At 65.0% G+C, this 20,652-nt stretch carries 17 protein-coding genes and 1 pseudogene; 8 read left to right on the top strand and 10 right to left on the bottom strand.

The window, feature by feature from the left end:
* Positions 1 to 61 precede the first annotated feature (61 nt).
* Entirely contained in the window at positions 62 to 1,741 is a 1,680-nt protein-coding gene (gene metG, locus HAP41_RS40870) for a methionine--tRNA ligase (RefSeq protein WP_166079426.1), read from the bottom strand.
* A 275-nt stretch (positions 1,742 to 2,016) separates the two neighbouring features.
* On the opposite strand from metG, the gene HAP41_RS40865 reads away from it, so the two are divergent.
* On the top strand, positions 2,017 to 2,208 hold the full coding sequence (locus HAP41_RS40865; protein ID WP_166079435.1) for a DUF1192 domain-containing protein: 192 nt from the start codon (positions 2,017 to 2,019) through the stop codon (positions 2,206 to 2,208).
* 624 nt (positions 2,209 to 2,832) lie between these two features.
* Entirely contained in the window at positions 2,833 to 3,342 is a 510-nt protein-coding gene (gene rcdA / locus HAP41_RS40860; protein WP_028148425.1) for a protease adaptor protein RcdA, read from the top strand.
* 188 nt (positions 3,343 to 3,530) lie between these two features.
* On the opposite strand, the gene rpmE is transcribed toward rcdA, so the two are convergent.
* Positions 3,531 to 3,758, bottom strand: coding sequence for a 50S ribosomal protein L31 (gene rpmE, locus HAP41_RS40855; RefSeq protein ID WP_007599895.1), 228 nt, complete (start codon positions 3,756 to 3,758; stop codon positions 3,531 to 3,533).
* Positions 3,759 to 3,958: 200 nt separating this feature from the next.
* Between rpmE and HAP41_RS40850 the strand changes: the two genes are divergently transcribed.
* A complete protein-coding gene (locus HAP41_RS40850) occupies positions 3,959 to 5,803 on the top strand; it encodes an ABC transporter ATP-binding protein/permease (protein WP_166079439.1) in 1,845 nt (614 codons plus the stop codon).
* A 54-nt stretch (positions 5,804 to 5,857) separates the two neighbouring features.
* On the opposite strand, the gene HAP41_RS40845 is transcribed toward HAP41_RS40850, so the two are convergent.
* The 3 genes and pseudogenes from HAP41_RS40845 to HAP41_RS40835 all read right to left on the bottom strand — a co-directional run bounded on the left by HAP41_RS40845 (position 5,858) and on the right by HAP41_RS40835 (position 8,513).
* Positions 5,858 to 6,304 (bottom strand): GNAT family N-acetyltransferase, encoded by a 447-nt coding sequence (locus tag HAP41_RS40845; RefSeq protein ID WP_166079458.1) that lies wholly within the window; start codon positions 6,302 to 6,304, stop codon positions 5,858 to 5,860.
* Entirely contained in the window at positions 6,304 to 7,332 is a 1,029-nt protein-coding gene (locus tag HAP41_RS40840) for a peptidoglycan -binding protein (protein ID WP_166079474.1), read from the bottom strand. Before HAP41_RS40840 ends, HAP41_RS40845 begins: the two co-directional genes overlap by 1 nt.
* A gap of 159 nt (positions 7,333 to 7,491) precedes the next feature.
* Positions 7,492 to 8,513: pseudogene (locus tag HAP41_RS40835) on the bottom strand (flagellar motor protein MotA).
* Between the two features lie 203 nt (positions 8,514 to 8,716).
* On the opposite strand from HAP41_RS40835, the gene HAP41_RS40830 reads away from it, so the two are divergent.
* The 5 genes from HAP41_RS40830 (at position 8,717) to HAP41_RS40810 (ending at position 15,471) form a co-directional block, all read left to right on the top strand.
* A complete protein-coding gene (locus tag HAP41_RS40830) occupies positions 8,717 to 8,899 on the top strand; it encodes a hypothetical protein (RefSeq protein WP_166079498.1) in 183 nt (60 codons plus the stop codon).
* Positions 8,896 to 9,921, top strand: coding sequence for an SAM-dependent methyltransferase (locus HAP41_RS40825; RefSeq protein ID WP_166079553.1), 1,026 nt, complete (start codon positions 8,896 to 8,898; stop codon positions 9,919 to 9,921). The genes HAP41_RS40830 and HAP41_RS40825 overlap by 4 nt, the downstream gene beginning before the upstream one ends.
* Before the next feature lie 302 nt (positions 9,922 to 10,223).
* Positions 10,224 to 10,787, top strand: a complete 564-nt coding sequence (locus tag HAP41_RS40820) for a hemerythrin domain-containing protein (protein ID WP_063981018.1) — start codon at positions 10,224 to 10,226, stop codon at positions 10,785 to 10,787.
* Between the two features lie 328 nt (positions 10,788 to 11,115).
* Entirely contained in the window at positions 11,116 to 12,309 is a 1,194-nt protein-coding gene (locus HAP41_RS40815) for an efflux RND transporter periplasmic adaptor subunit (RefSeq protein ID WP_094184113.1), read from the top strand.
* Positions 12,310 to 12,315: 6 nt separating this feature from the next.
* Positions 12,316 to 15,471 carry a multidrug efflux RND transporter permease subunit gene (locus tag HAP41_RS40810; protein ID WP_166079581.1) on the top strand — a complete coding sequence of 1,052 codons (3,156 nt, stop codon included), beginning with the start codon at positions 12,316 to 12,318 and terminating at the stop codon, positions 15,469 to 15,471.
* 160 nt (positions 15,472 to 15,631) lie between these two features.
* Here the strand turns inward: HAP41_RS40810 and HAP41_RS40805 are convergent, their stop codons facing one another.
* The 5 genes from HAP41_RS40805 to fba form a co-directional block, all read right to left on the bottom strand.
* Positions 15,632 to 16,417 (bottom strand): inositol monophosphatase family protein, encoded by a 786-nt coding sequence (locus tag HAP41_RS40805; protein WP_028150910.1) that lies wholly within the window; start codon positions 16,415 to 16,417, stop codon positions 15,632 to 15,634.
* An 84-nt stretch (positions 16,418 to 16,501) separates the two neighbouring features.
* Positions 16,502 to 17,584, bottom strand: a complete 1,083-nt coding sequence (locus tag HAP41_RS40800; RefSeq protein WP_166079606.1) for a tetratricopeptide repeat protein — start codon at positions 17,582 to 17,584, stop codon at positions 16,502 to 16,504.
* Between the two features lie 8 nt (positions 17,585 to 17,592).
* Complete coding sequence (locus HAP41_RS40795) at positions 17,593 to 18,267, bottom strand: thiamine phosphate synthase (protein ID WP_166079650.1); 675 nt, start codon at positions 18,265 to 18,267, stop codon at positions 17,593 to 17,595.
* 3 nt (positions 18,268 to 18,270) lie between these two features.
* Entirely contained in the window at positions 18,271 to 19,296 is a 1,026-nt protein-coding gene (locus HAP41_RS40790) for a class I fructose-bisphosphate aldolase (RefSeq protein ID WP_166079682.1), read from the bottom strand.
* 242 nt (positions 19,297 to 19,538) lie between these two features.
* Positions 19,539 to 20,606 carry a class II fructose-bisphosphate aldolase gene (fba, locus tag HAP41_RS40785; protein ID WP_071916654.1) on the bottom strand — a complete coding sequence of 356 codons (1,068 nt, stop codon included), beginning with the start codon at positions 20,604 to 20,606 and terminating at the stop codon, positions 19,539 to 19,541.
* Positions 20,607 to 20,652 lie beyond the last annotated feature (46 nt).

The raw sequence follows: 20,652 nt of genomic DNA, 5'->3' as shown, positions 1-20,652 counted from the left end.
TCCTTGGATGAATGAATTCGGCGGATGGCATATCGCCTTTTTCCGCCGAAGTGAAACGACATTAAGGCCCGAACCGCGCCGCCAGATGGCTTGCTCTTTCGGGAGAGATTTTTTCGACCAGTGGACCGATCGGCGCGATCGCTGTGCCGGCGCCGCCGTCGAGCAGGTCCGCGATTGGGCCACCGCGCCAGCGTGGCGCGGCATCTTCGCCACCGAGGGCGTGCAGCACATTTTCCGACAGGCTGGGTACGATACTCCACGCCAGCACGGCGCAGGTGCGGACCAGATTGAGGGCGGTTCGCGTCACGATCGCCGCGCGAAGCCGATCGGACTTGATGGCCGTCCACGGCGCGGCATGCTGCAGGTAAGCGTTCGCCACATCCCAGATCGCACGCGTTGCGGCGGCCGCGGCACGAAACTCGAGCGCCTCGTGATGGCGTCGCAGCGTCGCGATACGCTGCTCCAGTTCCCGTGCGAGTAGGTGCTCGGCCTCGTCAGGAGCGCCGCCTTCCGGAATCCGGCCGTCGAAGGCCCGATGGGCGAAGCTCACAATGCGATTGACGAGGTTGCCGAAGATGTCGGCGAGATCCTTGTTCACGTCGGTGACGAACCTGGCAACGTTGAAATCGGTGTCGGCGCTCTCGGGCGCGTTGGCGACCAGCCACCAGCGCCAGAGATCGGCGGGCAATTCCTCCAGGGCCTGGTCGGTAAAGATGCCCCGATTGCGGCTGGTCGAGAACTTGCCGCCCTCGTAATTGAGCCAGTGGAATCCCTTGATCACGTCCACGCTCTTCCAGGGCTCGTTCGAGCCGATCAGCGTCGCCGGGAAGCTCACGGTGTGGAATGGGATGTTGTCCTTGCCGAGGAACTGGACGTAGCGGACGTCATCGGCCTGCCACCACCATTTTCGCCAGTCGCGGCCCGGCGCGGCGACGGCCCATTCCTGGGTGGCGGCGATGTAACCGATCGGCGCGTCGAACCAGACATAGAAGACCTTGTCGGCGAATCCCTGTCGCGGAACCGGGATGCCCCAGGCCAGATCGCGCGTGATGCAGCGATCGCGCAGATCGGCTGTCAGCCAGCCTTTCGCGGTCGATACCACGAAGGAGGGCCAGCCTGAGCGGCTGTCGATCCAGGCACTCAACGCGGACACAAGCTGCGACTGGCGCAGGAACAGATGGCGGCTTTCGCGGACCTCCAGCGCCCGGTCGCCCGACAGCGCAGATCGCGGGTCGATCAGTTCGGGCGGATCGAGCAGCGCGCCACATTGGTCACATTGATCACCGCGCGCGGACGGGTCGCCACAATGCGGGCAGGTGCCGAGCACGTAGCGGTCCGGCAGGAAGCGGCCGTCCGTGGGTGACCAGACCTGCGGCAGCTTACGTTCCTCGATCAGTCCGGCATCGTCGAGCCTGCGATAGAAGTGCTGCGTCAGAGCGCTGTTCTGTGGCGAGCTGGTTCGCCCGAAATGGTCGAAGGAAAGGCCGAACCGGCGGTAGATGTCGGCCTGGATTGCGTGCTGCGCGTCGCAGAAAGTGCGGACATCTTGTCCGGCGCGAACGGCGCCGAGCTCGGCCGGCGTGCCGTGCTCGTCGGTGGCGCAGATGAAGAGCACGTCGTCGCCGATCTGCCGCCTGAAGCGGGCATGGACATCGGCAGGGAGGAGCGAGCCTATGAGATTGCCGAGATGCTTGACGCCGTTCACGTAGGGAAGGGCGCTGGTGATGAGAATTTTGGTCATGACTGCGGTCTTTCGCGTTTGGTGATGCCGACCGACGAAAAATCAAAAGCCCTCCCGCATGATCGGAAGGGCTTGGGGTCGGCTCATGCCTCACGCGCGTGGACGCGCGCTTATCCCGTCCGGTCAACCTCCTTGCGGTCGGGCCGGGGCATTCGCGTCAGGTGTTGCGCGCTCGCGAAAGTCACTGCAAATTCTCCTTGTGCAGAAGCGATACCATTTCGGCTCGGAAAGCGCCAGATCGGCGTCGTTCAGGACAGGACTGCCCGGGAGGACACATGGCCATCGAGGACGACGACAAGCCGCGCAAGAAGGTCAGCCATGAAATCGGACAGGATCTCTCACTCCTGTCAGTGGAGGAACTGACCGAGCGCGTGGTGCTGCTCAACACCGAGATCGCAAGGCTCGAGGAAGCTGCCACCAAGAAGCGCGCCTCGCGCGATGCGGCGGATAGTTTTTTCAAGAAGTAGGGCCCGGCGCTCACCTCTCGTGTCCCGGACGCGGTGCAGCGCGTCGCTGCTCCGCAGAGCCGGGACCCATGCTTCGCGCAAAACTATCTCGCGTCGTCATTCCGGGGCGGCGGGCAGCGCCGAGCCCGGAATCCATAATCACGGGCAGTTGAAACGGGCAGACTGAGCCGGGCCACCGCATTCGCCTGTGGCTATGGATTCTCAGATGCGCAATTGCGCATCAAAGCTCGCGACTTCGTGGCGCCCCGGAATGACGAGTGGAGAGTTTGTTCCGCCGCCCCCTCGGCCAGTGACCGACATGGCTAACGAACTCTCAAAAAACTAGCTCGTTTACCCCCAATTAAGCTTTCGGGTTTATGACTGGAGCTGTCCTCGTTTGGACACCGAGTGGCTCCTGTCCACTCTGTTTGACGCCTCCCTGTTATCAACTTTCAAAGCCGCCGGTCTCCGGCGGCTCTTTTTTTGCCTTTTTGGGTCCCGTTCCGGTTGAATTCCGAGGAAAGACGCGCGGAAACCATATCCGCGCTTGTCGCTGGACTCCGCGTCCCGCCCGCGCAATGATTTGTTCATCATAAGCCGGCGCCAAAGCCGGACAGTCAGACAGTTGCGTAAGGGGCGTTAACCATGGAACGTTTGCAAGCCGAAGGTGCTCTCGTTCAACTCAGCGAGCGGTTCACCAATTCTGCGGCGTTCGGCGTCCTGTTCCGTGAGGGCATGGACCTGGTGGAAGAGACGGCCGCCTATCTCGACGGCGCCGGCCGCACCGAGGCCAAGGCGCTCGATCGCGCCGTCAGCCTCACCTATGCGACCGAGAGCATGCGTCTGACCACCCGCCTGATGCAGCTTGCCTCGTGGCTGCTGCTGCACCGCGCGGTGAAGGAAGGCGAGATGACGCTGAGCCAAGCCAATCGCGAGAAGACCAAGGTCAAGCTCAGCGCCGCCGATCCCGGCCCGTCCGATACCGTCGAGAAGCTGCCCTCGCAGCTCCAGGACCTGATCCACCGCTCGATGAGCCTTCAGACCCGCGTGCGCCGCCTCGACACCACCATCCACACCCCGCCGGTCGAATACGTGGCGATCGGCAACCCGCTGGTGCCGCAGCTCAACGCGCTGAAGGCCGCGTTCGAGCGGTAAGCACCCAGGTGCCGTAGTCACAGGTCTCGTAGGGTGGGCAAAGGCGCAAAGCGCCGTGCCCACCATTTTGCTTTCCGGATCGTAGAAGGAATGGTGGGCACGCTTCGCCACCCTACTGGTCTCGCCACAAACAAAAACGCCCCCGGTCTGACCGGGGGCGTTTTTCGTGTCCAGCCTTGCGGGCGGGATCAATCCTTTTTGAGAAAGCCCGAAAACTTCTTCTGGAAGCGCGAGACGCGGCCGCCGCGATCCATCAGCTGGGCGTTGCCGCCGGTCCAGGCCGGGTGCGACTTCGGGTCGATGTCGAGGTTCAGCGTGTCGCCTTCCTTGCCCCAGGTGGAGCGGGTCAGGTACTCGGTTCCGTCGGTCATCACGACCTTAATCGTATGATAATTCGGATGAATTTCGGCTTTCATGGCAATTCCTCGGCGCCCGGCGCCTGTCTTGAGTGGCTATCGAATGACGGATTTGGCGGGGTCTATACCCCACAGGCCCCTTTAAAACAAGCCATTGTGGGCAAAGGAGAACCGGGCCGTCCCCTAAGGGACATCCCGGATTTGCCACTCCCCCCGCAGCGGCCTATGTGGAGCTAATCTGTCTTCTTGGGTCCGATCTCATGAGCGCTGTGGAACGGCTTGACGACCAGTACCGCGACAAGCATGCCGCGCCTGAGGTCCCGTCGATCGAAGCCGAGTTGATCGAGGCGCCGGCGAAGAGCCGCGCCAAGCTGCGGCCGCTGCTGGCGCTCACGCCCTATGTGGCCCGCTATCGCGGCCGCGCGGCGCTCGCCTTCGTCGCGCTCACGGTCGCGGCGCTGACCACGCTGCTGGTGCCCATCGCCGTGAGGCGGATGATCGATTTCGGCCTGACGCCGGAAGGCATCGCACTGATCAACAGCTACTTCTCGGTGATGATCGCGGTCGTCGCCGTGCTCGCGCTTGCCAGCGCCTCGCGATACTACCTCGTGATGACGATCGGCGAGCGCATCGTCGCCGACCTCCGGCGCGACGTCTTCGCGCATCTGCTCTCGCTCTCGCCGGCCTTCTTCGATTCCGCGCGCAGCGGTGAGCTGGTGTCTCGGCTCACGGCCGACACCACCCAGATCAAGTCCGCGGTCGGTGCCTCCGTCTCGATCGCGCTGCGCAATCTCATGATGTTCTTCGGTGCGGCGGCGATGATGGTGATCACCAGCCCGCGCCTCTCCGGCTTCGTGCTGCTCGCCATTCCCCTGATCGTGCTGCCGCTGGTCGCGTTCGGGCGCTGGGTGCGGCGTCTGTCGCGCAATGCGCAGGACACGCTCGCCGAAGCCTCCGCCTATGCGGGCGAGCTGGTCGGCGCCATCCGCACTGTGCAGGCCTATACCAGCGAAGGGCTAGCCGAGAAGCGTTTTGGCGGCGAGGTCGAGCAGGCCTATGAAGCCGCGCGCACCTCCACGCAGGCCCGCGCCGTGCTCACCGCGATCATCATCTTCATCGTGTTCGCGAGCGTGGTCGCGATCCTCTGGATCGGCTCGCATGACGTCCTGATCGGCACGATCTCGCCGGGCCGGCTCGGCCAGTTCGTTCTCTATGCGGCCTTTGCCGCGGCCGGCCTCGGCCAGCTCAGCGAGGTCTGGGGCGAGGTCTCGGCCGCCTCCGGCGCCGCCGAGCGCCTGTTCGAGATCCTGCATGTGCAGCCCGAGATCACCGCGCCGGCGTCACCGCGCGCGCTGCCCGTGCCGGCGCGCGGCGAGGTCGGCTTCGACCAGGTCAGCTTCGCTTATCCGGCGCGGCCGCACGTCAATGTGCTCGATGCCGTGTCGTTCACCGTGCGCCCCGGCGAGAAGGTCGCGATCGTCGGCCCCTCAGGCGCAGGCAAGAGCACCATCTTCCATCTCCTGCTGCGCTTCTACGACCCGCGGGGCGGCGCGATCTCCCTCGACGGCGTGCCGGTCAAATCCGCCGACCCGCGCGATTTCCGCTTGCGCATCGCACTGGTGCCGCAGGAATCCAACGTGTTCGCCGCGAGCGCCCGCGAGAACATCCGCTTCGGCCGGCCCGATGCGACCGATGCCGAGGTCGAGCGTGCCGCCGAGCTCGCGCATGCCGCCGAGTTCATCCGTCGCCTGCCCGAAGGTTTCGAGACCCCGCTCGGCGAGCGCGGCGTCACGCTCTCCGGCGGCCAGCGCCAGCGCATCGCGATCGCCCGCGCCATCCTGCGCGATGCGCCGCTCTTGCTGCTCGATGAAGCGACCTCCGCGCTCGATGCCGAAAGCGAGACGCTGGTCCAGACCGCACTCGAAGAGCTGATGCGTCACCGCACCACGCTGGTGATCGCCCATCGTCTCGCCACCGTGCTGTCCTGCGACCGCATCCTGGTGATGGACCAAGGCAAGATCGTCGAGCAGGGCACGCACGCCGAGCTCGTTGCTGCGAACGGGCTCTATGCGAGGCTGGCGAGGCTGCAGTTCGAGGGCGCGTGAGGGGCTCCTGACTGTCGCCTCACTGACGGTGTCAGGGGTCGGCAGCAAACCTCGTCACGCCCGCCATGTCATCTTCAGCACCGGCCGTCCCGAGGTCGGGTTCAAATCGTCGCCGGCATGGGCAAAGCCGTTGCGCTCGTAGAATCGGATGGCGCGGGCATTGTCCTTGTTGACGAGCAGCGTGACGCCTGACGGTGACAGGCGCTTGGCCTCATCCACCAGCAGCCTGGCCGCATCCGAGCCCCAGTGCGCGGGATCGACCACGAGCTGGTCGAGATAGCCTTCGCCGTCGATGGTGACGAAGCCGGTCAGAACGCCGTCCGCTTCCGAGACCACGATCGAGGCTTTCGGCACCAGATCCTTGCGCCAGCGCTCGCGCCACCACTCCAGCCGCGCGGCGAAATCGATCTGCGGATAGGCCTGCTGCCAGGTGCGATGCCAGAGGTCGATCGCGGCGGCTTCGTCCTCGGGGCGATAGGGGCGGAGGTGGAGGGCGCTCACTACCGCTCCGTCAGCTTCAGCTCGATGCGGCGGTTGCGCTTGTAGGCCTCTTCCGTGTTGGCGGCGTCGAGCGGCTGGAATTCGCCGAAGCCGGCGGCGACCAGGCGCTGGGCCGGCACGCCGAGCGAGATCAGATATTGCACCACCGAGATCGAGCGCGCCGCGGACAGGTCCCAGTTGGACTTGAAATTCGCGCCGCTGACCGGGCGTATGTCGGTGTGGCCGTCGACGCGCAGCACCCAGGGGATTTCGCTCGGGATCTTCTTGTCGAGATCGATCAGCGCGGTCGCCAATGTGTCGAGCTCGGCGCGGCCCTCGGGCAGAAGTGTCGCCTGGCCGGTGTCGAAGAACACTTCGGACTGGAACACGAAGCGGTCGCCGACGATGCGGATGTCAGGGCGATTGCCCAGAATGGTGCGCAGGCGGCCGAAGAACTCCGAGCGATAACGCGACAATTCCTGCACGCGCTGCGCCAAGGCAACATTCAGGCGAGACCCGAGATCGGCGATGCGGTTCTGCGATTCCTTGTCGCGCTTCTCGCTGGCGTCGAGCGCCTCCTCCAGCGCCGCCAGTTGCCGCCGCAGCGCGCTGATCTGCTGGTTCAGCACCTCGATCTGCGCCAGCGCCCGCGCCGAGACCGCCTTCTCCGAGTCCAGCGCCTTGCCGAGCTCGGTGGTCTTGCCCTGGGCGTCGCTGCCGGCAGCGGCGAGGCCGTCATAGAGCCCCTTGATGCGATCGCGCTCGGTCTCGGCCGAGGCGAGGCCCGCCTTCAATTGCGAGACCTGGTCGTCCAGCGTGAGCTTGCCGAGCTTCTCCAGCGACAAGAGTTCGTTGAGCTGGGCGATCTTGGCGTTGAGCTGCTCCAGCGCCTTGTCCTTGCCGGTGACCTCCTGCGACAGGAAGAACTGCACGACCAGGAACACCGACAGCAGGAACACGATCGACAGCACCAGCGTCGACAGCGCGTCGACGAATCCGGGCCAGTAGTTGAAGCCGGCTTCGCTGCGGCGGCCGCGGGCTAGAGCCATTGTCGTCTCCGTTCTCTCGTGTCCCGGACGCGCTGCAGCGTGCAACGCTGCTGCGCAGAGCCGGGACCTATTTGTCTCGGTGAAGGCTCTGGGCCCCGGCTCAGCGATGCACCACTTCGTGCTGCATCGCGTCCGGGGCACGAAACCTTCGTCGTGTCCTCAGCCCTTCTCAGGCTGGCGCGCGATGCGCTCCAGCAGGCGGCGGATCTCGCGGTTCTGCTCGCCTTGGCCGTCGGCCCATTCGCGGATCATCTGCTGCTCGGTCCGCATGTGCGAGACCAGCGCCTGGATGGCTTCGGCAAGGCTCGCCATTGCCGCCGTGGTGCCGCGGCTGGCGCTGCCTTCCTCGAGCACGGAGCGTAAGCGCTCGACGGCGGCCTGGAGCTCGCCGCTGGCAACGCCGCCGCCACCGGCGGCTGCGACCGCAACCTCGCCGTGGCCATATTCGCGCACGGTGGTGGCGAGCCAGTCTTCGAGGTCGGTGTAGAAGCGGTTCTGGGCCTGGCTCGATTGCAGATCGAGGAAGCCGAGGATCAGCGAGCCGGCGAGGCCGAACAGCGAGCTCGAGAACGAGATGCCCATGCCGCCGAGCGGGGCGGCGAGGCCCTCCTTCAGCGTGTCGAACAGGGCGCCGGAATCGCCCCCGACCTTGAGCCCGTCGATCACCTTGCCGACCGAGCCGACCGTCTCGATCAGGCCCCAGAAGGTGCCGAGCAGGCCGAGGAAGACCAGCAAGCCGGTCATGTAGCGGGAGATGTCCCGGGCCTCGTCCAGGCGGGTCGCGATCGAATCGAGCAGGGCCGCATGGTGGTCTGGGTGATCGTCATCCGCCCGGTGCGCTCGCCGCCGAGGATCATGGCCATCGGCGCCAGCAGTTTCGGGTGCCGGGACGGCGCCAGGCCGGGATCGGCGATGCGGAAATTGTTGACCCAGGAGACTTCGGGGTAGAGCCGGATGACCTGGCGGAAGGCCAGGATGATGCCGATGAACAGCACGCCGCCGATCAGGGCATTGAGGCCGGGATTGGCGAAGAAGGCCAGGATGATCTGCTTGTAGAGCACCACGCCGACCAGGGTGCACAGCACCAGAAAGACCAGCATCCGCACCAGGAAAACGCTGGGTGAGGATAGCTTGGTATATTCGATATCGATGGGGGAGCGGGGCGAGGCGCCTGGCGGCATGGCCGGTATCATCCGTTACGAACTTGCTTGCGGGGCGCACTATGGCACAGCGGCAGCCCAAAAAAAGCGCCGGATGCGCCGATTTCGTGGAGAGCTCTCGGAACCCAAAGCCGAAACCGCGCTTTGATAGAGGCGCAATTTGCAAAACTTCGGCATTCCGCAGGCTTAGGTCGGATTTTTTGCATGGTGACGAATCCTGGGGAATGGCCGTCATCGCGCTCTTGCTCGCGGTCTGGATGGCGCTCGCCCGGGTGGCGCGGCAGCATCTGCGGCGCCGTCGATCCTGCCTGGACCTCAGAGCCCGCCGGGCGGGTGGCAACGCCCGAACCTGCCCGTTCCTTCCGCCGCCGCCACAACGAGACCTGATCAACGGAGTGATCGCATGAGCGTCGTTTCCGCGATCTTCGGGACTGCCGAACGCGTGCCGCTGCCGGACGTCGTGATCCGCGCTGCGATCCAGCGCCTGTGCTCGCGCACGGCGACGCGCATGTCCGCGCTGGGCGCGGCCGACGATGCCGCCTTCGCCGGGCGGATGATCCTGCGGCCGATCGCCGGGGACGCGGATGCCGTCAATGCCGGGCATGACGAGGTGCCCGCGGCGTTCTTTGCCGAGGTGCTCGGCCCCAACCGCAAATACTCGTCCTGCTTCTACAAGTCCGATGCGAGCACGTTGCAGGAGGCGGAGGAGGAGGCGCTGCGCCAGACCGTCGAGCACGCCGGTCTCGCCGACGGCCAGACCATCCTCGAGCTCGGCTGCGGCTGGGGCTCGCTGTCGCTGTGGATGGCGCGGCGGTTCCCGCACGCGAAGGTGACGGCGGTGTCGAGCTCGCAGGCCCAGCGCGCCTATGTCGAGGAGCAGGCGCGGCTGCGCGGGCTGTTGAACCTGCGCGTGGTCGCCGCGGACATGAACGTGTTCGCGCCCGATGGGCAGTTCGACCGCATCGTCTCGGTCGAGATGTTCGAGCAGATGATGAACTGGCGCAAGCTGATGACGCGCGTACGGTCCTGGCTCGCGCCTGACGGGCGCTTCTTCACGCACATCGTCACCCATCGCTCCGGCTCTCATCTGTTCGACCGCGCCAATCGCGAGGACTGGATCGCGCAGCATGTCTTCATGGATGGATTGATGCCGAGCCATCACCTCGTCAGGCAATTCGGCGACGTCTTCAGGATCGAGAAGGAATGGTGCTGGAGCGGAACGCACTATCAGCGCACCGCGAACGACTGGCTCGCCAATTTCGATGCGCATCGCGACACGATCGAAGCGTCCCTGCGCAAAGTCTATGGCGAGGAGACCGCTTTGTGGATACGACGCTGGCGCTGGTTCTTCCTCGCGACATCAGGACTGTTCGGCTACGCCGATGGCAGCGAATGGGGTGTCAGCCACTACCGGATGAAGGCGGGTTAGGGCGCGTACACGTCAATTTCGCGCCGAAGATCAGGGAAGGGTATGAGGTTCGCGGCGCCCCTGATAGGCGCAATAGCGGACCTCGCCAGAGGTCCGGGTTGGGTCCAAAAGGCGGGTGAATGTGATGAGGCTGCGCGGCGCCAACACATCTGAATGCCTCAGGAAAGCCATTGTGACCCACTGACCCCTGGTCAATGACATAACGTCTTTTCCCTTTCCGGCCCGGGTTTGATCTAGCGCAAAGCGCTGAGATGTTTTCACGCTAATGTAATTTTTTCTCAATGACTTCATTGGAGGCTGCAATGATCATTGAGCGCTTGTCCCGAGAACATCGCAATATCGAGACACTGCTCGCCGTCCTCGAGCGCGAGCTGGAAATTTTCGATCGCGGGGACCGCCCTGACTACGAAGTTATTCGCGCGGTTATCAGCTATTTCGAACTCTATCCCGAGATGTACCATCATCCTCTTGAGGAGCTGGTCTTCGCCAAGCTAAAACGTCGCGATCCCGCTGCGGCTGCAAAGATCGGTAACCTCACACTTGAGCACCAGAAGGGGACCGAGCGTTTGCGCCGCGTCGCTCAAGCGGTCGATTACGTCCTCGCGGATCGTGAAATCCTGCGGCAAAATGTGGACAAGGTCGTTCGCGATTTCATAGAGAGCGAGCGGCGTCACATCATGATGGAAGATCGTGATTTCTTTCCTGCCGCCCTCAAGGCTTTAGAGCCTCAGGATTGGACCGAGATCGCTTCTGCTTCAATCAATCATGAGGACCCGCTGTTTAGCGAGGCTGCCGAAGAAACCTTTGACACGCTACGAGCACGGATCTTGCAGTTAGAGCAGGAGGCTGAAGCCGGCCGACATTAGTCGAGCGAGCGTTGCTCTCGCGGGTGACGTCGGCTTCGGATCACGCGCAGTAACGCTTTGATCGTCTTTATGGGTACACACCCTCGTAACGATCCGTTGCGATCTTCTGTCGCAGCTCGCGGTGATGGAACCCGACTCACAATCCGGTGAGTCCCGAAAAGCGCCCTGAACTCAGCATGATAGGTCATGTGGCATTGAGCCGCCCGCGCAATGCGTTGCGTCGCAGCAAGTACCTTCTATCTTGACGGCATCAGCCGCATGGAATCGCCCAGAACGGGCTCGCGCGGAGCGTGATTTCAGTTTCAACAACATCGGGGCACTTAACTTCATGTCAGGACTTCGCGCGCGATCGGCATGCGTTGCAATGATGCTCGCGGCCCTTACGCCGCTGCTCGCGGGCTGCGACGAATCCGTCTCTGCGGTGTCCGCTGCCCAGCCCGCCGACCCTGACGTCAGCATCGTCATCGTCAAGCCGCAGCCGCGCGCCGTGGTGCGCGAGCTGCCGGGCCGCATCGCGCCGACGCGCGTCTCCGACGTGCGGCCGCGGATCTCCGGCATCGTGGTCGAGCGCCTGTTCCGCCAGGGCAGCGAGGTGAAGGCCGGCGATGCGCTCTATCGCATCGATCCGCGTCCGTTCGAGGTCGAGGTGATGGCCACCGAGGCCGCCGTCGCCAAGGCCGAGGCCGGGCTGATGCAGGCGAGGCAGCAGGCGCACCGCATCGCCACCCTCACCAAGGATCGCGCTGCCCCGGAAGCCGAGAACGAGAAGGCGATCGCGGCCGAGCGTCAGGCCCATGCCGAGGTCGAAGGCCGCAAGGCGGAACTCGCGCGCGCCAAACTCAATCTCGACTATGCCACCGTGCGCGCGCCGATCGACGGCGTCGTCGGTGCGGCGCTGGTCAGCGAGGGTGCGCTCGCGGTGCAGAACGAGACCAACCTCGCCAGCATCCAGCAGCTCGATCCGATCTATGCCGACTTCACCCAGTCGGTGACCGAGCTCAACCAGCTCCGCCGCGCCTTCGAGAGCGGCGACCTCGAGCGCATCGCGGCCGATGCCGCCAAGGTGCGCCTCGTGCTCGACGACAACACCCTTTATTCGCTCGATGGCAAGCTGCTGTTCTCGGATGCCAAGGTCGACGCTCATACCGGCCAGGTGACCTTGCGCGGCGAATTCCGTAATCCCAAGCGCGAGCTGCTGCCGGGTATGTATGTCCGCGTCCGGATCGACCAGGGTCTCGACAGCGACGCGATCGCGGTGCCGCAGCAGGCGATCCAGCGTAATGGCGGCGGCGGCAGCGAGGTGTTCGTCGTCAAGGACGACAACCACATCGCCGTGCAGCCGGTGCGCACGGGGTCGGTGCAGGACGGACTCTGGTTCGTGACCGAGGGCCTGAAGGCCGGCGACAAGGTCGTGGTCGAAGGCTTCCAGAAGTTCGCCGCCGGCGACAAGGTGAAGCCGCAATCCTGGTCGGAAGCGGACGCCACCGCGGACAATCGGCACGCCCAGAAGCTGACGCGGTAACGCGCCATGGCGAGTTTCTTCATCGACAGGCCGATCTTCGCCTGGGTGGTCGCGCTGTTCATCTGCTTGATCGGCGCGATTGCGGTCCCGCTGCTGCCGATCGCGCAATATCCGATCATCGCGCCGCCCTCGATCTCGATCTCGACCAGCTATCCCGGCGCCTCGCCCGAAAACCTCTACAACAGCGTCACGCGGCTGATCGAGGAGGAGCTCAACGGCGCCTCCGGCATCCTCAATTTCGAATCGACCAGCGACTCGCTCGGCCAGGTCGAGATCATCGCCAATTTCCAGCCGGGCACCGATACCAGCGCCGCCTCCGTCGAGGTGCAGAACCGCATCAAGCGCGTCGAAGCGCGCCTGCCGCGCGCGGTGATCCAGCAGGGCATCCTGATCGAGGAAGCCTCGAGCGCCGTGCTGCAGATCATCACGCTGAACTCGACCGACGGCAGCCTCGACGAAGTCGGCCTCGGCGACTTCATGATCCGCAACGTGCTCGGCGAGATCCGCCGCATCCCCGGCGTCGGCCGCGCCACGCTCTATTCGACCGAACGCAGCTTGCGCGTCTGGGTCGATCCGGCAAAGCTGGTCGGCTACGGGCTGACCGCCGACGACGTCAACAAGGCGATCGCCGCGCAGAACGCACAGGTCGCTTCGGGCAGCATCGGCGCCGAGCCGTCGACCTCGAGCCAGCGCACCTCCTCGCTGGTGCTGGTCAAGGGCCAGCTCTCGTCCCCGGACGAATTCGGTTCCATCATCCTGCGCGCCAATGCCGACGGTTCGACCGTGCGGTTGCGCGACGTCGCACGCATCGAGGTCGGCGGCCTCAGCTATCAGTTCAACACGCGCCTGAACGGCAAGCCGACCGCGGGCCTCTCCGTGCTGATGTCGCCGACCGGCAACGCGCTGGCGACCGCGAGCGCGGTCGAGGAGAAGATGAAGGAGCTGTCGCGCTTCTTCCCGGCCAACATCTCCTACGAGATCCCCTACAACATCACGCCCGTGGTCGAGGCCTCGATCAAGAAGGTGCTGACGACGCTGGTCGAAGCCGTGGTGCTGGTATTCGTGGTGATGTTCCTGTTCCTGCAGAACATCCGCTACACCATCATCCCGACCATCGTGGTGCCCGTGGCGTTGCTGGGCGCGTGTACCACGCTGCTGCTCGCCGGCTATTCCATCAACATGCTCTCGATGTTCGGCATGGTGCTCGCGGTCGGCATCCTCGTCGACGACGCCATCGTCGTGGTCGAGAACGTCGAGCGCATCATGTCCGAGGAAGGCCTGCCGCCGAAGGAAGCGACGCGGAAGGCGATGGCGCAGATATCGGGCGCCATCATCGGCATCACGCTGGTGCTGATGGCGGTGTTCGTGCCGATGGCGTTCTTCCCCGGCTCGGTCGGCATCATCTACCGCCAGTTCTCGGTGACCATGGTCGCTGCGATCGGCTTCTCCGCCTTCCTCGCGCTGTCGCTGACGCCGGCGCTGTGCGCGACGATTCTGAAGCCCGTCGCGGCCGGCCACGGCCATGCGAAGCGGGGCGTGTTCGGCTGGTTCAACCGCATGCTCGAAGGCGGCAAGGAGGGCTATTCCCGCACCGTCGGCTTCTCGCTGAAGCGGACCGGCCGCCTGATGCTGGTCTATGTCGCGCTGCTGGTTGGTCTCTCCTGGGCCTTCGTCAGCCTGCCCGGCGGCTTCCTGCCGATCGACGACCAGGGCTTCGTCACCACCGACGTGCAGACGCCGTCGGATTCGTCGTATCCCCGCACCGAGGCCGTCATCGAGAAGGTCGAGAAATATCTCGCCGAGCGGCCGGGTGTGAAGGATGTCACCTTCCTCACCGGCTTCAGCTTCTCCGGTCAGGGCATGAACACCGCGCAGGCCTTCATCACGCTGAAGGACTGGTCGGAGCGCGGGCCGAAGGACTCTGCCGCTGCGATCGTCAACGACATCAACCGCGATCTGTCGTCGTCGATCCGCGATGCAAAGATCTCCGCGCTCCAGCCGCCGCCGATCGACAATCTCGGCAACTCCTCGGGCTTCTCGTTCCGCCTTCAGGACCGCGGCCAGAAAGGCTATCCGGCATTGATGCGCGCCGCCGATCAGCTGATCGCGGAGGCCAATGCCAGTTCCGTGCTGCAGAAGGTCTATATCGAGGGCCTGCCCGAGGCCGGCGTGGTCAATCTCGTGATCGACCGCGAGAAGGCCGGCGCCTTCGGCGTCACCTTCGAGGACATCAACAACACGATCTCGACCAATCTCGGCTCGAACTACATCAACGACTTCCCGAACCGCGGCCGCATGCAGCGCGTCGTGGTGCAGGCGGATGCCCGCGACCGCATGCGGACCGAGGACATCCTCAACTACAACGTCAAGAACAGCCGTGGCCAGCTCGTGCCGTTCTCCTCTTTCGCCACGGTCGAATGGGCGCGCGGCCCGACGCAGATCGCGGGCTTCAATTATTATCCCGCAGTGCGCATCTCCGGCGAGGCGAAACCCGGCTTCACCTCGGGCGACGCGATCGCCGAGATGGAGCGGCTTGCCGGCAAATTGCCGCGCGGCTTCGGCTATGAATGGACCGGACAGTCGCTCCAGGAAAAACTGTCGGGCTCGCAGGCGCCGTTCCTGCTGGCGCTGTCGGTGTTCGTGGTGTTCCTGTGTCTTGCCGCGCTCTACGAGAGCTGGACCGTTCCGCTCGCGGTGCTGCTCACGGTGCCGCTCGGCATCGTCGGCGCGGTGGCCGCGGCGATGCTGCGCGGCCTGCCCAACGACGTCTATTTCACCGTCGGCCTGATCACGATCATCGGCCTCGCGGCAAAGGACGCGATCCTGATCATCGAGTTCGCCAAGGATCTGCGGAAAGAAGGCAAGCCGCTGGTGGAAGCGACCATCGAAGCATGCCGCCTGCGCTTCCGCCCGATCCTGATGACCGGCCTTGCCTTCATCTGCGGCGTGCTGCCGATGGCGATCGCACACGGCGCAGGCGGCGCCAGCCAGCAAGCGCTCGGCAGCATCGTGATGGGCGGCATGATCGCGGTGGTGATCCTGGCGCTGCTGATGGTGCCGGTGTTCTTCGTCTCGGTGCAGCGCGTGCTCGCGGGCGACCGGGAGCCGAAGGCAGCGAAGGAAGGCGAGACGTATGGGCCGCCCGCGCCGGTGAAGCCATAAGGCGAGCTGTCATGCCCCGCGCAGGCGGGGCATCCAGTACGCCGCGGCCCTTCCGTATCCAACAAACGTCTCTGGAATACTGGATCACCCGCTCCAGTGCGCAAGTGCGCACAAGGCGGGTGATGACGGCGGAGTGTGAAGCGTAGGGGGCGCCCTAAGCCTACTTCCGCAAAATCTTCACCAGCTCCCCGTGCACGAACTCATTTCCGCACACGACATGCCCGGTCACCAGCGCGTCACCCGGCGTTGCGATGTCGCTCACCGTGCCACCGGCCTCGCGCACCATGATCATGCCGGCGGCGATGTCCCAGGATTGCAGATTGCGCTCCCAGTAGCCGTCGAGGCGGCCGGCGGCGACGAAGGCCAGGTCGAGCGAGGCGGCGCCGAAACGGCGCAGGCCCGCGACGCGGTCCTGGATCGCGGTCATCTCGCGGCGGAATTCCTCGTGGTCGCCGCGGCCGATATGGGGCAGGCCGCAGGCCACCACGCATTCGTTGAGCTGGCGGCGGCCGGCCACGCGCAGTCGCTGGTCGTTGAGGAAGGCGCCCTTGCCGCGCTCGGCGATGTAGAGCTCGTCATTGGCGGGGTTGTAGATCACGCCCGCAATGATCGTGCCCTCGCGCACGAGGCCGATCGAGATCGCGAATTGCGGGATGCCGTGCAGGAAGTTGGTGGTGCCGTCGAGCGGGTCGACGATCCAGGTGTGGCTCTTGTCGCTGCCTTCGCGGGTGCCGCCTTCCTCGCCGATGAAGCCGTAGCCGGGGCGGGCCTTGGCGAGGTCCTGATAGAGGATCTCCTCGGCGCGCTTGTCGGCCAGTGAGACGAAATTGGCCGGCCCCTTCAGCGAGACCTGGAGATGCTCGATCTCGCCGAGATCGCGCTTGAGGCTGCGGCCGGCGCGGCGCGCGGCTTTGACCATGACGTTGATAGTGGCGGAATACAGCATGTGCTCTGGTCTTGATCGGGGGAAATGGCGCGAAATCGCGCCTGTTTGAAGGATGGGGTGCCCTGCGAGGGCCTTTGCGTCAAGTCATTTGGTCCCGAGCCATTTTCTGGCGGCGGCCTCGGCCTTGCCCCGGTCCTCGGCCGGCAGGTCGGACAATTGCTTGTCGAGCTCCGGATCGCCCTTGCCGGAGGTTTTCGCCACCAGGTGCCATTTAAAGCCGTCGACCTTGTCCACGGACGTGCCCATGCCGTTGATCAGCACCCAGGCCAGGCGGTTCTGCGCGATCGCGCTGCCCTGGCGGGAGGCCTTGCGGAGCAACGCGACGGCGGCCGGCTGGTTCTTCACCGTGCCGGTGCCGTTGAACATGGCGATGGCATATTCGACCTCGGCATCGACATTGTCCGCCAGTGAAGCCGCCTGGAGCAGCCGCACCGCGCGTTCCGGGTCCTTCGGCACGCCGGTGCCTTCCTTGTAGAAGGTCGCCAGCGCGTATTGCGCCTCGGGCAGGCCGGCGTCGGCGGCCTGACGCAGCAGCTCGGCGGACCGCTTGACGTCCTGCGGCAGGGTCTGGCCGTCGAGGTAAAGCAGCGCGAGGTTATAGGCCGCCTTGGGCTCGCCGAGCTTGGCGGCGGAAGCCATCAGCTTCACCGCCTCGCTCTTGTCGACCGAGCCGCCGCGGCCGGAAATTCGCAGCATGGCGAGCGCGAACATCGCCTCGCGGTCGCCGGCATCGGAGGCGCGCTTGTACCATTCCAGCGCCTTGGCGTAGTCGCGGCGGATGCCCATGGCGTTGGAATAGAGCTCGCCGAGCATGGTCATCGCCTTGGGATCGCCCGCTTCTGCGCGGGCGGTGGCAAGATCGAACGCCGTCTTGTACTGGCCGCGCTGATAGGCGCCGAACACCAGATCGACATTGGGATTGTCGGTTGCCGGTGCGGGGATCACGGTTGCGGGCAGCGCCGGCTTGGGCGAGGCGGCCGGCTTGGGCGAGGCCGAAGGTTTTGGCGCCGGCGCGGCCTCCTTCTTCTTGGCGGCCGGAGGCGGCTTGGGCTTTTGTTTCTCAGGCACAGCGCTCGGCGTGGCCACCGGCGGCGTGATCTGGAGCTGCGCGGCCGCGGGCGCCGTCAGCAGCAGCGTGGCCAGGATGGTGATGCGCGGGAGCTTCATGTCGGGCGCTAGCCGTGCTCCTGACCCGCAAGCGCAGCCGCATGGGCCTTCTTGATCTCAGCGTCGACCTCGATCAGCGCGGCCTTGGGACCGCGCGGATCGGACCAGACGAAATCGCCGACCAGCACGAAATCGGCGCCGCTGGCGGCGAAGTCGTGCGCCTCTTCGAGCGAGGTGGCAAAGCCGACGCAGGGCGGCTCGAACAGCTCGGCCCACCAGTCCAGCCGCTCGGCGATCGCCTGGGACGACGGGCGTTGGCCCTTTGCATCAGGTTCGCCGAACAGCACGTAGTCCGCGCCTATCTCGCCCGCATCCATGGAATGGTGCCGCGTCGTCAGCCCGCCGACGCCGGCGATGCGATCGGGCTTGAGCGATGGCAGCGCCTCTTTCAGCGCCGCGATGCCGGGTAGGTGCGCGCCGTCGGCGCCGCCACGTGCGACCAGTTCGGCATGACCTTCAACGAGCAGCGCGGCGCCCGCCTTCTGGACCGGCGGGGCCAGCGCCTTGATGAGCGTGATCATGGTGCGCTGGTCGGTCTCCTTCAGCCGCAGCAGCACGGCCGCGACGTCGGCGGCAGCGAGCAGGCCCGGCAGCTCGGCGACGAACGCAGCGGGATCATCGACGGCAGGCGTCGCGAGATAGAGACGCGGCGCCGGGCGCGGCGGAGGCGATTTGTTCGACAAGATCTAGGCTGCTTTCTTTTCCAGGCTGCTTTGCCATTCGCCCTTGGACGCCAGACCATTCATCCGGGCGCGATGGCTGAATGCACTTTGGCCGGCTGCGACATTCTCGGCCTTGCCGGACCAGGCCTTCTGCGGCGCGGCCTGCAGCGCGCGGCCGTAGGAGAAGGTCAGGCCCCAGGGCAGCGGCCCGAGCTTGTGCATGGCGTTGAGATGCGCGGTCGCCTCTTCGTCCGACTGGCCGCCGGAGAGGAAGGCGATACCGGGCACGGCCGCGGGCACGCAGGCCTTCAGCAGCCGAATTGTCTTCTCCGCGACCTCCTCGACGGGAGCCTGCTTCGCGCACTTCTTGCCAGAGATCGCCATGTTCGGCTTCAGCACCATGCCTTCGAGCGCGACGCGCTGCACGCGCAATTCCTGGAAGGTCTTGTTGAGCACGCGGGTCGTCACTTCATAGCAGCGGTCGATGTCGTGATCGCCGTCCATCAGCACCTCAGGCTCGACGATCGGCACGATCTGCGCGGCCTGGCACAGCGCCGCGTAGCGGGCCAGCGCATGGGCGTTGACGCCGGTCGCGGTCATCGACGGAATGCCGCTGCCGATATCGATCACGGCGCGCCATTTGGCGAAGCGCGCGCCGCGCTCGTAATATTTCTTCAGGCGTTCTGCGAGCTTGTCGAGCCCGACGGTGACGAGCTCGCCCGGGCACATCGGCAGGGCTTGCGTGCCCTCGTCGACCTTGATGCCGGGGATAGCGCCGCTCTGCTCGATCAGCTTGACCAGTGGCGTGCCGTCCTTCGCATCCTGCCAGATCGTCTCGTCATAGAGGATCACGCCGGAGATGCACTGGCTCATGGCCTCCCTGGAGCGGAACAGCATCTCGCGATAGTCGCGGCGGTTGCCTTCCGTCGATTCCACCCCGATCGCGTCAAAGCGCTTCTTGATGGTGCCGGAGGATTCGTCGGCGGCAAGGATGCCCTTGCCGGGCGCGACCATGGCGGTCGCGATCCTGTTGAGCTCAGTCAGATTCATCGAGAGGTCCTCCCAAAACGATTCTGCCCTTGCCTGTGAAAATAGACCGTTCTCGGGCAATTGCCGAGTTAACGTTCGTCGCAGGGTAAAGGGGGGCCCTCTGTCATTCCGGGATACGCCGAAAGGCGCAGGCCCGGAATCCATAACCCCAGGCTGTGGTTATGGATTCTCAGATGCGCAATTGCGCATCATAGCCCACGCTTCGCGTGTCCCGGAATGACGGGAGGATGTGGCTGAAGGCCTTACGCCACCTTCGGATCGAGCTCGCCCTTGGCGTAGCGCTTGGCCATCTCGGCGGGGGTCAGGACCTTCTTGAACTTGGAGGCCTGGCCTGCGGTATTGAACTCCTGGAGCCGCTGCTTGCACAACTTGGTCATGGCTTCCATCGCCGGCTTCAGGTACTTGCGCGGGTCGAACTCTTCCGGGTGCTCCTTGAACACCTTGCGGATCTGGCCGGTCATGGCCATGCGGTTGTCGGTGTCGATGTTGATCTTGCGCACGCCGTTCTTGATGCCGCGCTGGATCTCGGCGACCGGAACGCCCCAGGTCGGCTTCATCTTGCCGCCGAACTCGTTGATGATGTCCTGGAGGTCCTGCGGCACCGACGAGGAGCCGTGCATCACGAGATGCGTGTTCGGCAGCTTGCGGTGGATCTCCTCGATCACCTTCATGGCCAGGATGTCGCCATCCGGCTTGCGGGTGAATTTGTAGGCGCCATGCGAGGTGCCCATCGCGATCGCGAGCGCGTCCACCTTGGTCTCCTGGACGAACTTCACGGCCTCGTCCGGATTGGTCAGGAGCTGGTCGTGGCTCAGCTTGCCTTCGGCGCCGTGGCCGTCTTCCTTGTCGCCCATGCCTGTTTCGAGCGAGCCGAGCACGCCGAGCTCACCCTCGACCGAGATGCCGCCGAGATGGGCCATGTCGGTCACGGTCTTGGTGACACCGACATTGTAGGTCCAGTCGGCTGGGCTCTTGCCGTCGGCCTTGAGCGAGCCGTCCATCATGACGGAGGTGAAGCCGGCCTGGATCGCGGTCATGCAGGTCGCAGCCTCGTTGCCGTGGTCGAGATGCACGCAGACCGGAATGTGCGGATAGATCTCGGTCACCGCGTCCATCATGTGCTTGAGCATGATGTCGTTGGCGTAGGAGCGCGCGCCGCGCGAGGCCTGGATGATGACGGGCGCGTCGACCGTGTTGGCCGCGTCCATGATCGCCAGCGCCTGCTCCATGTTGTTGATGTTGAAGGCCGGTACGCCGTAATCGTTCTCCGCTGCATGGTCGAGCAATTGACGTAACGTGATCCGAGCCATCTGTCTTTTTCTCCGGTTTGGGCCTGCAAGGCCGACTTAAAAGGCC

The sequence above is a fragment of the Bradyrhizobium barranii subsp. apii genome (assembly GCF_011516635.5).
GTDB classification, from domain to species: domain Bacteria; phylum Pseudomonadota; class Alphaproteobacteria; order Rhizobiales; family Xanthobacteraceae; genus Bradyrhizobium; species Bradyrhizobium barranii.
Note: the sequence above shows the minus strand (reverse complement) of the source record. Positions and strands in the feature narration are given on the sequence as shown.